The sequence below is a fragment of the Chloroherpetonaceae bacterium genome, assembly GCA_033763895.1.
GTDB lineage: Bacteria > Bacteroidota > Chlorobiia > Chlorobiales > Thermochlorobacteraceae > JANRJQ01.
Genome location: JANRJQ010000007.1, coordinates 180,819 through 194,780 on the forward strand (window position 1 = coordinate 180,819; position 13,962 = coordinate 194,780).

Annotated in this window: 12 protein-coding genes and 1 tRNA gene; 8 read left to right on the forward strand and 5 right to left on the reverse strand. The window is 39.7% G+C overall.

Features of this window, described 5'->3' with window-relative positions; translation table 11 throughout:
* Window positions 1-67: 67 nt before the first annotated feature.
* Window positions 68-2,692 carry a TonB-dependent receptor gene (locus tag SFU91_05865; protein ID MDX2128544.1) on the forward strand — a complete coding sequence of 875 codons (2,625 nt, stop codon included), beginning with the start codon at window positions 68-70 and terminating at the stop codon, window positions 2,690-2,692.
* A 143-nt stretch (window positions 2,693-2,835) separates the two neighbouring features.
* Here the strand turns inward: SFU91_05865 and SFU91_05870 are convergent.
* Window positions 2,836-2,908 (reverse strand) — tRNA-Pro (locus tag SFU91_05870).
* Window positions 2,909-2,992: 84 nt separating this feature from the next.
* On the opposite strand from SFU91_05870, the gene rsmD reads away from it, so the two are divergent.
* Together rsmD and coaD are read left to right on the forward strand one after the other, a co-directional pair.
* Entirely contained in the window at window positions 2,993-3,550 is a 558-nt protein-coding gene (gene rsmD / locus SFU91_05875; protein MDX2128545.1) for a 16S rRNA (guanine(966)-N(2))-methyltransferase RsmD, read from the forward strand.
* Window positions 3,547-4,029 (forward strand): pantetheine-phosphate adenylyltransferase, encoded by a 483-nt coding sequence (coaD, locus tag SFU91_05880; protein ID MDX2128546.1) that lies wholly within the window; start codon window positions 3,547-3,549, stop codon window positions 4,027-4,029. The genes rsmD and coaD overlap by 4 nt, the downstream gene beginning before the upstream one ends.
* Window positions 4,030-4,102: 73 nt before the next feature.
* Here the strand turns inward: coaD and SFU91_05885 are convergent, their stop codons facing one another.
* From SFU91_05885 to SFU91_05895, 3 genes are all read right to left on the reverse strand, one after another.
* The gene (locus SFU91_05885; protein MDX2128547.1) at window positions 4,103-6,268 is read right to left on the reverse strand and encodes an alkaline phosphatase D family protein; all 2,166 of its coding nucleotides are present in this window, start codon (window positions 6,266-6,268) and stop codon (window positions 4,103-4,105) included.
* Between the two features lie 223 nt (window positions 6,269-6,491).
* On the reverse strand, window positions 6,492-6,803 hold the full coding sequence (locus SFU91_05890) for a T9SS type A sorting domain-containing protein (GenBank protein MDX2128548.1): 312 nt from the start codon (window positions 6,801-6,803) through the stop codon (window positions 6,492-6,494).
* Between the two features lie 316 nt (window positions 6,804-7,119).
* Window positions 7,120-7,746 (reverse strand): hypothetical protein, encoded by a 627-nt coding sequence (locus tag SFU91_05895; GenBank protein MDX2128549.1) that lies wholly within the window; start codon window positions 7,744-7,746, stop codon window positions 7,120-7,122.
* A 141-nt stretch (window positions 7,747-7,887) separates the two neighbouring features.
* Between SFU91_05895 and SFU91_05900 the strand changes: the two genes are divergently transcribed.
* The 5 genes from SFU91_05900 to SFU91_05920 all read left to right on the forward strand — a co-directional run bounded on the left by SFU91_05900 (window position 7,888) and on the right by SFU91_05920 (window position 12,812).
* Window positions 7,888-9,093 (forward strand): pyridoxal phosphate-dependent aminotransferase, encoded by a 1,206-nt coding sequence (locus SFU91_05900; GenBank protein MDX2128550.1) that lies wholly within the window; start codon window positions 7,888-7,890, stop codon window positions 9,091-9,093.
* Window positions 9,094-9,106: 13 nt separating this feature from the next.
* On the forward strand, window positions 9,107-9,817 hold the full coding sequence (locus tag SFU91_05905; protein ID MDX2128551.1) for an ABC transporter ATP-binding protein: 711 nt from the start codon (window positions 9,107-9,109) through the stop codon (window positions 9,815-9,817).
* Window positions 9,818-9,886: 69 nt separating this feature from the next.
* The gene (locus tag SFU91_05910; GenBank protein MDX2128552.1) at window positions 9,887-10,603 is read left to right on the forward strand and encodes a hypothetical protein; all 717 of its coding nucleotides are present in this window, start codon (window positions 9,887-9,889) and stop codon (window positions 10,601-10,603) included.
* Between the two features lie 229 nt (window positions 10,604-10,832).
* Window positions 10,833-11,984: a geranylgeranyl diphosphate reductase gene (locus SFU91_05915; GenBank protein MDX2128553.1), complete on the forward strand. Its 1,152-nt coding sequence runs from the start codon at window positions 10,833-10,835 to the stop codon at window positions 11,982-11,984.
* Window positions 11,985-11,987: 3 nt separating this feature from the next.
* Window positions 11,988-12,812, forward strand: coding sequence for a BadF/BadG/BcrA/BcrD ATPase family protein (locus SFU91_05920; GenBank protein MDX2128554.1), 825 nt, complete (start codon window positions 11,988-11,990; stop codon window positions 12,810-12,812).
* Between the two features lie 14 nt (window positions 12,813-12,826).
* Here SFU91_05920 and SFU91_05925 read toward each other — a convergent pair whose 3' ends face one another.
* A complete protein-coding gene (locus SFU91_05925) occupies window positions 12,827-13,915 on the reverse strand; it encodes a hybrid sensor histidine kinase/response regulator (GenBank protein ID MDX2128555.1) in 1,089 nt (362 codons plus the stop codon).
* Between the last annotated feature and the right edge of the window lie 47 nt (window positions 13,916-13,962).

Consider the following 13,962-nt stretch of genomic DNA (forward strand, 5'->3'; position numbering starts at 1 on the left):
ATATTCGTTGCCCGCCAAAACAGGCGAAAGCAACTCCAATTCAACAATTACAAGGAGATAAGCGACAATGATGAAGCAATTACGACGCGTAGCTATACTGCTATTTTCGATCGTTTTATGCGTGTCTTTCACCAACTTCCTCAACGCCCAAAATGTTGGAAGTTTACGCGGAACCGTAAAAGATAAAGCCACCGGTGATCCGCTCGCCGGCGCAACGGTTCAACTTACCTCAAAGCTTGGAACCAAAACCACCACAGACGGAAAATTCGAAATTAATGTGATTGCCGAAGGGAATTACACGCTAAGTGTGAGATATGTTGGCTACCAAAATTATTCTCAATCCATTACAATTAAGCCCGGGGATAATACTGTAACCGTCTCCTTAAAGGAAATGGAAACCGTAGCCTCTGAAATTGTGGTCACTGCTTCTAAAGGAAGACAAGAAAAGCGTTTAGACGCGCCCGTCACAATTGAAGCTGTGAATGCTGATGCACTTCGTCAAACAGCCACAACTTCGCCACTCGGCGCAGTCGCGAAGTTAAAAGGGATTGATTTTGTCGAGCGCGGTATCAATACTGTTGATATAACTTCGCGCGGGCTAAATACCCAATTCAATACAAGAATGCTGACTCTTATCGATGGCAGATTGGCAACTTTGCCCGGTCTCGGTCTTCCGCAGTTTATGCTTGCCCCGAATCCTTCTTCGGATATTGCCAATATTGAAGTTGTTGTGGGCCCTGCGGCTGCGCTTTATGGCCCAAATGCACACGCCGGAGTTGTAAATATGATTACCAAAAACCCTTTTGATTTTGCAGGAGCTGAAGTTCGGGTAAAAGGGGGAAATCAATCGCTTTATGATGTGAATTTTAGATTCGCAGATTACATCGGAGATTTCGGGTTCAAAGTAACTGCACAGTTAATGGATGCAGAGCAATTTGCAGCCGGAAACACATTTATGTTTGTTCCACCCGGTTTCATTGGTCAAAACCAAACACTTGCGAACCCAGAAACACCAGCGGCCATTAGAACAAGCCCCTCTACCATTCAGCAATTTTTCGACTTAGGTTATGCTTTCCGCGAAAATGAATTGACCAATAACCGTGCGGGTCTAAGAAAAGTTGATGGCGGTTTGTTTTACAAGAGTGAAGCGTTTAATGCAAAACTTGCCGGAGGCTACTCTCAATCTACCGGATTTATCGGTTCAAACTTTGGTGTTCTTGAAGCCAATCAATATGTGATTAACTACCAAAATTTACAATTGAACGGCATTTTGAAAATGGGCGAAAATGATTTGAATTGGTTTGCCCAAGTTACCCGTACAGCCAATGATGCCGGAAATTCTTTTCAAATTCACGATAAAGCGGAGTGGATTGCTCGCCAAGTCATTGCCATTCGTTCAAATCCCGCAACAGCAACGCTTTCACGAGATCAAGTAATGGCATTGATAAACTATTCCGTCGTCGATAGTGGCGCCGCAACCATCGATAATTCTTCGATGCTTGATTCCGAGTTTCAACTTCGCACCAATCTTGAAGGCTTTGATATTGTCGGCGGATTTCAGTACCGTTCCTATATGCCGGAAGCGAGTTATCTCTCTAATTTTGTAGAACCCCTTCGTGGTCAAGCAGATAATGTCGTTAATTTAGACATCGATGCCACTGAAATAGGCGGTTACCTTCAGATTGATAAGAAACTCTCCGATAAATTCCGTTTCAATGTTGCAGGTCGTTTGGATAAGCACACCTATTATGATCTTCAGTTCAGCCCGAAAGTGACTTTTCTTTATACCGCTTCAACAGACCACAATATTCGAATCGGGTATAATCGCGCCTTCAAAGTTCCGGTGATTCTCGAAAATCACTTATACCTCTTTAATGGCGGTGCTCGCGGAAATGTGGGTGGCTATACTGTTGTATCCGGTGCAACCGGTTTGACACTTCAAGATGCTTTGAATAATGGCGGAACAATTTCAGCACAATATGGCGCACTTCGTCCGGAAGTTGTTAATTCAGTTGAAATCGGATACAAAGGGCTTATAGACAAAAAACTCTTCTTTGACGCGGTCGCTTATTATTCACATTATGAAAATTTTATTAGTCCCGCATTTGCCGTTTCAAATGGCGTAACCACTTTTGCCTATGACCAACGAACAGGCCGTAGAGTTGGTGTTGTTGAAGCAGCCAATGGTACCCCGTTGGCATCAGGAGTCCCGGGGTCACTGACGACTTACTTCAATTATGGCTCAGCCGATATTGCCGGCGTTGATATTGGGATTTCCTATTATTTCTCAGCAAACGTGAGCCTTGAAGTCAGCGCTTCTTTTATCACGCTTGCTGCATCAGAAAATCAATTTGAATCACAAGGTATTCCGCTTACCCTTAATGTTCCTACAACAAAGTACAAAGCCACACTTTCAATGAGAAATCAAATTGTGGATGGCACTTTCTTGAACCTGCACGGGCGTCATATTCCGGGTTATACTTTCCAAGCAGGTCGTTGGAATGGTCGTTTAAATGATCGTACAGTCGTTGATCTTACTGTAGGTTATGAATGGCGCGATGAAGGTCTCACGTTCCAAGTCGGGGTTAACAATATGTTTGATAATCAAACGCCTGATGTGTTGGGCTCGCCGATTATGCGTCGTTTCGTGATGGGGCAAATCAGCAAAACTTTTGGAAGTTTTTTTAATTAAGTTTTTTTTGATTCATAAAAAAGAGGGTGGCTTATGTCACCCTCTTTTTATTTTGGTGAATTTTGTTTTCTCTGTGATTTTGTATTTAAACTGAAAAAAGCCTTGGAATCAAGGCTTTTTATTGAAAGGCTTTTGAACCTTTGTCGGGGTGGCGAGACTCGAACTCACGACCTCTTCGTCCCGAACGAAGCGCGCTACCAGCTGCGCTACACCCCGTAAACAAACGGGTTGCAAACATACAATTTTTCGATAAGTTTGCAAAGGAATCAAACAATAAAAAATTCAATCATCCATTTTATTGTGCTAAGAATTATTTCAGGCGAATTCAACCGTCGTGTGATTCGGACAATTGAATCAAAAGATATGCGTCCAACGACTGACCGCGTTCGGCAATCGCTCTTTGATTTTCTATTTCATCGAATCGATTTCGAAGGAATTTCATCGCTCGATTTGTATGCAGGGAGCGGCATTTTAGGATTTGAAACATTAAGCCGAGGGGCGGAATCAGTTACATTTGTTGAGTCGAATATTCAAGTTACGAAAGCCATTGAAGCTAACTGCAAAATGCTCAAAGTTGAATCTCGTGCGATCCTATTAACGATGGATGCATTGCAGTTTCTTGATAAAAATGACCGTACTTTTGACCTGATTTTCGCTGACCCGCCCTACCGATATGAATATCATACCCAATTAATCAATCTCTTAATTTCGAAAAACCTGCTCAAGCCGGATGGTGTCTTTGTATTAGAACACCACGCTACTGCGAATTTTTCAACTTCTCCGCTATTTTGCTTAAGAAAAGAATTTGGAACGACAGTAATCAGTTTTTTTTCTGTAAATAAATCAATTTTTGAATGAAACGCGCAATTTATCCGGGGACATTCGACCCAATTACAAATGGTCATATGGATGTTTTAGAGCGAGCACTAACGATTTTTGATGAGGTCACGATTGTCGTTGCAGAAAATTCTCAAAAAAAGACCCTATTTACAAATGAAGAACGTGTTAGCATTATCCGAGAATCGGTTGCTCACGATAAAAGAATAAAAGTGGAACTCTTTGAAGGTGGATTATTGGTTAAATATGCCGAGAAGTTAGGTGTTAATGCCATCATCCGCGGCTTGAGGCAAGTGGCTGATTTTGAATATGAATTTCAAATTGCTTTAATGAATCGGCATTTATACCCTCATATCACTACTGTATTTCTGATGCCAGATGAAAAATATACCTATCTTACTTCATCAATTATCCGTGAAGTAGCAAGATTAGGCGGAGATGTCTCAGATTTTTTACCAAAACCGGCTCAAATTGCCCTTCAAAAAAAATTTAATGATTAAACGACTTCGTCAATAAAATAAAAAGAGGCGATTTTATCGCCTCTTTTTATTTTAATCTGAAATCTGATTTCGCTTATTTTACCAATAACATTTTTTTCGCTTCGACAAAAGTACCCGCCTTCAATTGATAAAAATAAACACCACTCGCTAATTCGCCGGCATTAAATTTAATAGTGTATGTTCCGGCATTTTGACGCTGATTTAGTAAGGTAACCACGACTCTTCCAAGTGCATCATAAATTCTGAAAGTAACATCCTGAGTTGAGGGAAGTGAATATCGAATATTGGTCGTTGGATTAAATGGGTTTGGATAATTTTGTTCTAATACAAATGCTTTTGCTTTTGAATTTTCACGTTTGGCGACATTAGCCGGTGCTTGACCATTACCTCTGAAAATGGTTGGGATAACCCCTGCTCCAAATCCATTATTATCCGGATCATTCGAGACAATTATTAAAGTATCGATATTTAACCCGGAAGTGCTTGGTCTGAAATTGACCGGTAATTGAGAAATGCCTTTCGGTGCGATCCGAATCGGGAAAGTAACAAATGAAGGAACCGTGGCTCTTCCAGCGGCTCCCTTTAAGTTTGAAACTGCATTCACCACGACAGTATCGATTCCGTTATTGACGAGCAATATTGCACCAAGTGAATCTTTACTTACAGGTAGTGTACCGTAGTCATACCCTTGCGGGGCAACAGTAAGATTGCGGGAGGCAACAAGGTGACCGGCCGGTTGATTATAACTTCCAACTTGAACGCCTTGATCGTCAAAGTAATCAACACGCACTGAATCATTACCAAATACAGTAACTCTACCAAAGTGACTATTGAAATTATTCGCAGCCCCAAAACCCGGTATAGCAGATTGCCTTGCACGATTCCAAACAAAAATTCCAAAAGTTTCAAAAGCATTGACATTGCGAGAATTGTTTTGATCTAATCCCCCAGCCATAAATTCAGGAAATAAAGAATTGGCTCCGTTATCTGTTCCGATATTGTGAGAATCTGCACTTAACACAATAACATTGGTAATGTTTGATTCTCGAACAGCAGAAACCAATTGCTTGACACTCTCATAAAATCCACACCATCCATCAGACACATCAACCGCAATTTGACCGGCTGTAAATACGCCTTCCACAACAGTAAGCGGGTCAATTCCCGGGACACCTTGAAGCGATAAAGCGACTTCCATCGTTGCGCGTTGAGCGGGATTAAATGCTTCTGCTGAAACAATAAATTTCCAAGTTGCTGTTGAACTTTTTAAACTTTCAATCAGCCAAGACATTTGATCATCACTAATAATCTTGTGCGTTGCTGGAGGATTAAACTGTAATCTTGTACCTGTTGGATTTGAAACGGACAGTGGATTTGCGATCCATCCTGCCGCGTTTGGAAAACCATTAAGGTTCGGGTCTCGTGTTGAGCGCGTATCAAGAACAAAAAATTCTGAATTTCCATAACGAAACTTCTGCCAAATGCCCCGCTGATCAACAAGAGTATAATGCGGAAACATCGCGCGATAACCCACTTGGGAAAAGCGATTCGGTCCGTTGAAAGTACTATCCGTGTTGTTGTTGGCGTGATCATGATCGCTCCAAGTGTAAGCAACAGGCATTACCTTAAAGACAGAATCCATCTTATAGTTACGATCATAACGAGATAGGTACGAATTTCGCACATTGTTATAATCTAGATTAAAATAATTCGTTGGAAAGGCTTGTGTATCGGTTGTATCAGGGTAACCCCAATCCCCCATTTGCAACATGAATCGAATGGAATTATCAGCAGCAATTCTTGGAAAAACATTTCCAATTTTTGAAGTTCCACTCGGTGCACCGCCATCTTGTTGACATGAACCAAAAGCAAAGGCAAATGGCGAAGTTGAGGTACTGTCTAGCGCCGTACGGAAACGACGGATTTCTGATGGTGTTGTTACTGGAATTTGATTAATAACAGGTCGATAAAAATACTCTGTATTTGGTTGAAGACTCGTCACCGATATGGTAGCAAAAAGACTGGTATCAACACTCCCAGATGAAACATTTCCAACCGGATTTGAAAAATCGGTGGTCGTACTCAATTGAAAGGTAATGGTTCCTGCTTGATTCAGCCTTGCAGTGATGCGAGCTGATTTTGGTGATACTGCCCCAACAATAGGACCGTGGGTAATAACTTGCGCTTGAATATGCGCAACGGAAATGCAAATTAAGCCGATTAATAGAAACTTTTTCATTTTTTTATTGATAATGTTTACTAAAATTTCCTTTTTAGGAATTCTAAACAATCACCAATAAAATTAAAGAACGAGGTTTAGATTTGGGTTAAGAAGATGTTAACAAAAATTAATAATAGGAGATATTTTATAATCTTTTGATTATAATGAGTTAATATTTCACGTTTTAATATGACCAGACTTAACATAAAGTGGATTTTTTTGGGGGGTGTTATCGATTAATTCATTTTACAATTACAACTTTTCGAGTAAATGTATACTCTTCCGCAATAACTTTGCAAAAATACACCCCTCTGCTTGCAATATAAGGATTCAAATTAATTTGATGGTTACCAGCCTTATAAACGCCACTCCCAAGAGATAGAATTAAGTCGCCTTGAATATTATAAACTTGTATCTCGGCAGCTTGTTCTTTTGACAATTCAAACTCCAAAACACCATTATTTTGATTCGTGGATGAAACCTGATTTGTAACACAACCACAAAAGCAATAGAGAATTAGTGCTAAAGGGATTAAAAATCTTTTATTTACCATTTCTATTTATTTTTAGCTTTAGTCCTACTTCAGAAATATGTAAAAAAGGGCCTATGCAATTATTATCTTATTTAGGAAAACTGCAAAAATTGAATAAAACCTATAAATTCAATTTATAAATCCGCATCTACACCAAAATTTTTCCCCTATGTGTTTAAAGTCCCGAATAACTATGCACATTTTATAAACCATCGTTTATTGAATAGGTAGCAATTATAGTGTATATATTCAGAATATATTCCCAAGACTATCTTAGGAGAATTGAATTCAAAACTTATATTTTAAAGAGAAGATCCATTTAGTTTATTTTTTTTCGTTAGTAAGTATCTCCTTTTCGTTTTGTTTCTTGTTTATTCTTGTTCTGCTCCATATTCTCAACGCTAAATACTATATTTTTAACGATATTATTTGAACCAAAAGTAAAAACAATGAGTTTTTCGCCTTTTGTAGAAATGTCTTCAAATACATAATAAAAATTATAATCTCCTTCTTGAGTTTTATCTTCTTCAGTAACTGGATAGAGCGTTTTACCAGAAGGTTTTCCAAAACTTGCCAACACATCTTCTTGTGAAGATTTTCCCTTAACAATTTTTTCTACTTTTGTTTCATCAAAATCCGTTGACTCTTCTTTAAATGAACTATTAAAAATATATCCTATTAAAGTATCGTTTTTGAAAAAAGCAGTAAATGCTTTTGAACTATAAGTACTTGTTATTGCCCCTTGACCAATTGCATAATAATAATATAGAGATTCAACCATCTGTCCATTCCTTAAATCTTTACTTGACTTAATAGGCTTTTTCAACTTATTCAATAATATTTGTTTAGTTGTAATTCCAATAATTAAATCCTGTTCTTTAGGAGTAACGAAATTTACACCAAATGTATTGCAAGAATTTAACACAATGCAAATAAATGTCGCAATTAAGACATAATATTTCATATAGATTGAACTTTTTATATTTTGAATGTTATTACAGATTTGTCAAAATTAACTTGAACAAATGTGATTTCAAACTTTTTCAGTGTATTTTACTTATGTTTAACTTATGTAAGGCAAATCATCTCAAAACTTTCTTATAAGATGCTTTTAGATTATACTACTTTCCTCTCTAAGCGGGTTCAGAATGTCCACGAATCACAAACCCTTCAAATTACAACACGTGCAAATAAAATGAAGGCGGAAGGCCTTGATGTGGTCAGTCTTTCTGCCGGCGAGCCCGACTTCCCTACACCCGATAATGCTGCAAAAGCAGGAATCGCCGCGATTGAGCAAGGTTTCACCAAATATGGCGCAAACACTGGAATACTTGAACTTCGAAAAGCGATTTCCGAGAAGCTTCAACGCGATAATCAACTTTCATACACCACTGACGAAATAATTGTTAGCAATGGTGGAAAGCAAGCCATTACCCTAGCCATATTAGCTCTTATCAACGAAGGCGATGAAGTCATTATTCCAGCGCCTTACTGGGTGAGTTTTCCTGAAATGGTAAAAATTGCCGGCGGGACCCCCGTAGTCATTTCTGCACCCGTGAGTCAAGATTTTAAAATTTCACCTGCACAATTAGAGGCTGCAATTACCTCGCGAACGAAACTTCTCATTTTTAATTCACCCTCGAACCCAACTGGAAAAATCTACTCAGAAAAGGAAATACGGGAATTAATGGAAGTGATTCGGGAAAAAAATATTTTTGTCATCTCCGATGAAATGTATGAACAACTTATTTTTGGGGAAGATAAGCACTTTTCTCCCGCTTTGATTGAGGGTTTCAGAGACCGCATTATCGTTTCTAATGCCGTCTCAAAAACCTATTCAATGACGGGCTGGCGAATCGGCTATTTGGCTGCGCCGAAGTGGCTCATTGATGCAACGGCAAAACTTCAATCTCAAATGACCACACATCCATCAAGCATTTCGCAAAAGGCTGCAACTGCAGCACTCTCCGGTGATCAGACTGTTGTTTTCAACATGCGAAAAGAATTTGAATGGCGCAGAGATTATATGTTCCTAGAGCTTTCGGCAATTGAGGCTTTAACGGTTTCAAAACCTGAAGGGGCATTTTATATTTTCCCATCGGTTGAAAAAGTGATTGGTCAATCGATTGAAGGGAAAATACTTGAAAACTCAGTTGATGTCGCTGAGTATTTACTTTCCAAGCATTTGGTTGCAACAGTTCCCGGCGATGCCTTCGGAGCTCCCGGTTACTTACGGCTTTCATTCGCTTCATCTCGGGAAGAATTGGCGAAAGCTGTTTCGCGACTTAAAACGGCTTTTGCATCGATTTAATCATAAAACGAAAATGAGTTCACTTCCGCTAATTCAAGTTGATTCGGTCAGTAAAGTTTATAAAGCAGGAACGGCAGATCCTGTTTATGCAATTCGAGATATTTCTTTTTTGGTTGAGCGTGGGAGCTTTATTTCAATCGTCGGGAAATCAGGCAGCGGTAAATCCACGCTCATGAATCTTATTGGCGGATTGGATACACCAACTTCAGGAACAATTATTGTCAATGGAAAAAAAATCTCGGAGATGAGTCGCGATGAACTTTCTCTTTATCGGCGAAGAGAAGTCGGAATTGTATTTCAATTTTTTAATCTTGTCCCGAATTTAACTGCAAGCGAAAATGCCTCCCTTCCCCTATTTTTCGATGGTGTGTCAGAAAAGGAACGGATGAACCGTGCCGATAATGTTTTAGAATTGGTAAAACTGGGTCACAGAAAAGGTCATCTTCCCACTGAACTCTCGGGCGGCGAGCAACAACGAACAGCAATTGCGCGATCTCTCATTCATAATCCGCAATTCATTTTAGCTGATGAGCCGACGGGAAATTTAGATTCAAAAACTGCTGAAGAAATTATTACGGTTCTCACCGATTTAAACTCAAAAGGGATTACCATATTCATGATTACGCATGATCTATCGCTTGCGGAGTCCATTTCATCAAGAATTTTAACCTTAAAGGACGGAGAGATTCTTAGCGACAAAGAATTAGAAACTCTAAGAAATTAAATAACCTTTTCTTATGATTCGCGTACTCTTATCATTAACTTTTGTTACCACTAAGTAACTTTTACGATTATGAAGCAGAATCATTTATGGATGGGAATCGCGCTGATTGCGCTCGGTGTGGTGTTCCTTGGCAAACAGTTTTTTGATGTTTCTTTTGGAACCGCATTCAAATATGCTTGGCCAATTTTTTTGATTGGCATCGCAACTTTTCAAATGTCCACGAGATCAATTCCAATTTGGGGTGGCGCAATGCTCATTACCGTTGGGGTTCTATTTGAGATTAAATATTTAGGACTATTCCCTCCTAACTTTTTTTCAATTCTATGGCCGATAGGTCTTATCGCAGCGGGTACTTGGATTTTAATTACCCGTGCAAGAAAGCCTGATATGCCAATGTACTCCGACGATCGCACCTCAGCCTTTGGAATTTTCAGTGGTGGAGTTTATAAAATTCAATCGCAGGCATACGAAGGTGGTTCACTTTTTTCTGTTTTTGGAGGTGTCGATTTAGATCTTCGTTCAGCAATGCCCGTTGTCAGTGGCGCCATCATCGATACAGTCATCGTGTTCGCAGGCGGAAAAATCCGAGTTCCTGAAGGATGGAAAGTGATTGTTACCGGACTTCCTTTGTTCGGTGGAATTGAAAACAAAACCGATAAATATCCTGTACCTACAGATGCACCGGTACTTTATATCAAGGCTCTGGTGGTGTTTGGAGGATTAGAAATCAAACCTTATGTAACACCTTTCTCGAAATCTGCCGAATTAAAAACAGAAACGGTTTAATCCAACTTTTTACTTTTCCCCCTCTCTCCCTTCCCAAATTTGATTCCCACAAAACTCATTGAATTGATTCAACTTCTTACAAATTTTTTTAAGTTTGAATTGTTTTTATTCATTCGTCAACTTATTTCTCCATTTTTTTGGTAAATAAAGCTTACATTTAAAAAGTTTTAACTGGCAATTTTGCGAAGAACGAACGCTGAGTTGTCATAATCAGTAAGGAGTAATAATTATGAAGTGTGATGTGCTTATCATTGGCGGCGGCCCATCCGGCGCCACATCGGCTCAAGTTTTAGCAGAATCCGGTTTGGATGTTGTCTTGCTTGAACGAAACCTCAACAACGCAAAGCCCTGCGGCGGCGCGATTCCTCTTGGACTTATCGAAGAATTTCACATCCCTGATGAACTGGTGGAGCGAAAGGTCACTCAAATGGCCGTGCGTTCTCCAAAGGGGAAAGTGATTGAAATGCAAATGCCCAACGGCTATGTTGGGATGGTTCGAAGAGAACGATTTGATAGATTTCTTCGGACTCGTGCAGAGGAAAAAGGGGCAAGTGTTGTTCAAGGAAAAATGCGAAGCATTAAGCATAAAGGCGAAGGTTTCACGGTTGAAGTTGAAACCAACACCCAAGGCTATGAACACATCGATTGCCGCTATGTCATTGGTGCAGACGGTGCCAATTCAAAAACTGCGCTCGATTTAGGTTTCCCGGCAAATGAATTTAAGGCTGTTGCCATTCAACAGCGTTTCCATTATTGTGATGAGCTTTCACGATATAATAACTTGGTTGAAATTTGGTTTGATGGCGAAGTCAGCCCCGATTTTTATGCGTGGGTTTTCCCAAAAGCAGATCATGTTGCGATTGGAACCGGAACTGAGGACAATAACAAAAGCATTAAGCAACTTCAAAAGCGCTTTATTGAAAAACTTGATTTAAAGGTTGAGCCATATTACGAAGAAGCCGCAAAAATACCGATGCATCCTAGAAAGAATTTCGTTCAAGGAAATGCGATGCTTGTAGGTGATGCGGCAGGATTAGTCACTCCATCAAACGGCGAAGGAATCTTTTTTGCAATGCGCTCCGGTAAATTAGCGGCAGAAGCACTTTCGGCTCATGTCAGACTCCCTTCGGTTTCGCTTGAATCCTACGAAACCACATTTCGCCGCTTGTATTCACCAATCTTCACAGGACTTAGTGTGATGCAGTGGATCTATTATCGGAATGACCGGCTTCGTGAAAGTTTTGTGGCCATTTGTAAAGATGAACATGTGCAACAGATTACCTTTGATTCTTATCTCTACAAGAAAATGATTCCTGCACCTTTTTGGGTTCAGATGAAAATCGCAGCAAAAAATGTTTATCACCTTGCAGTTGGTCATTAATCAATGCCTGAATCGCCCTTAATTTTTGATGGTGGCGGAACATCTCTGAAAGTGTTCCGCCTCTCAACAGGCCAAAGTGTCCCCGTTCTTGAAAGTATCTCCGGCAATTTTAATTTTCAATCCGGTAAACGAGATTGGATTCTTTCTACCCTTCTTACTCTATTGAAAAAATATCAACCAGAGAGCTGCTATATCGGTCTTGCAGGTATTCAGTCTCAAAATGAAAAATTTCAAATTCAACAACATTGCGGGAGTTACAATCCTACGGTTTTGAGCGACTTAGAATTGGCTTTCCTTATTCACTTTAGGGATGAGGATGGGTTGCTCTGCATTTTAGGAAGCGGAAGTATTTATGCAGCAAAGATTCACGGCCGACTTCATAAAGTGGGCGGTTATGGAAAGTTGATTGGTGACGATGGAAGTGCGATTTCGATTGGGCTTAAAGCATTAAAAGCCATCCTCCAATATTGGGACGGATATGACAGTGAAAGCCCAAGAGATGCTGAGCTTTTTGTACATGCTTTCAAAGAATATTTTTCTGATAAGAAAACACTTTTAGATTGGCTTTATCAAGCTGAAAACGGGTCACAAATTCTAGCCCCTATGGTGCTTAGGCTTTCTGAAAGTGGGAATAAATTTGCGCAAGCCATTATTCGAGATGAGGCGCAAGAGGCCGCGAAAAGCATTCAAACATTACTAAAAAAAGTGCGGGAATTAGGGATTCGAAGCGAATTCAAGGTTGCTTTTCACGGCGGACTCGCTGACCACTTTCCTTCTTATCTCAAGCTTATCGAAAAGTACTCAGAGTTAACCTTTAGAAATAATTGAACGAGCCTTGCATCTCAATCCGTTGGAAACTCAAGTGTAAAGGTACTTCCCTCTCCAAACACGGATTCAAGTTTTATTGTACCCCCAAGAAGTTCAACCGCTTTTCGAATGATTGCAAATCCAATCCCCGTTTTCATTTCGTTGGTATCAGCAAAAAAATCGGTGTTTAACAATTTCTCTTGAACCTCCGGAGAAATTCCCAGACCATTATCACTAATAATCAAACTGATCGACTTTTTTGTGCCTTTACAGCGAATCTTGATTACAGGATCAACATTAGGTTTTCGATAAGTTATTGCATTATCAAATAGATTGCTTATCACGGAGTGAAGCAACACTTTATCGCTCTTAATTGTGGCACAAGTAATTTGAGCCTCAAGGACTGCATTTGTCTCTGCAATTCTTGCTCCGAATTCACGTTCAATTTCTCCAATAAACTCTGCGAGTGAAATTTCAACTTTGGTGAGTTCATTTCCTCCCAATTTCGAATAAGTAATCACATCTTCAATTAAACGATTGGATCGATAAACGGATTCCCAAATTGCTTGAAGTACATCAATTGCTTCAGAAGGAAGTCCTTGCAAATCTCGAAGCATAATTGTGCCGGATTTGATAATCTTAATTGGAGTTCTCAAAGAGTATGCTGATGCCGCAGCAAACGCTCTTAATTCTTGATTTTTTTTGGCAAGGTCGATTCTTTGGCGTTCAAGTTCCTTCTCAGTTTTCACTTTTTCTATAGCAGCTTCAACAGCGTGAGAAAAGTAAGCCGGCGCAATGTTCTCTTTAATGAGATAGTCTTGAGCTCCCAGTTTAAGTGCTTGTACAGAAACCCATTCATCTCGTTCATTTGCAATCATGACCACCGCGTAGTCACTTTTACCGGAGCTATTGGTTAGCCGATCGAGAAACTCTAGTCCGGTCATTTCTTTCAATTCATAATCAATGACAATACAATCGGGTTTGAGTTCAGAAAGACTTGAAAGTGCATTTTCAGCTGAACTTTCTTCAATCAACTCATATTGAATAGTTTTAATGGAGCGAAGAAATTCGCTAAACCGAGAAAGTTCGCTTTGGTTATCTATCAGTAGAAGGATTCGCCGCATCAAAAGTAATTTTTTTGCTTATGCAAAGAATTGATTTAAAGGTGAGT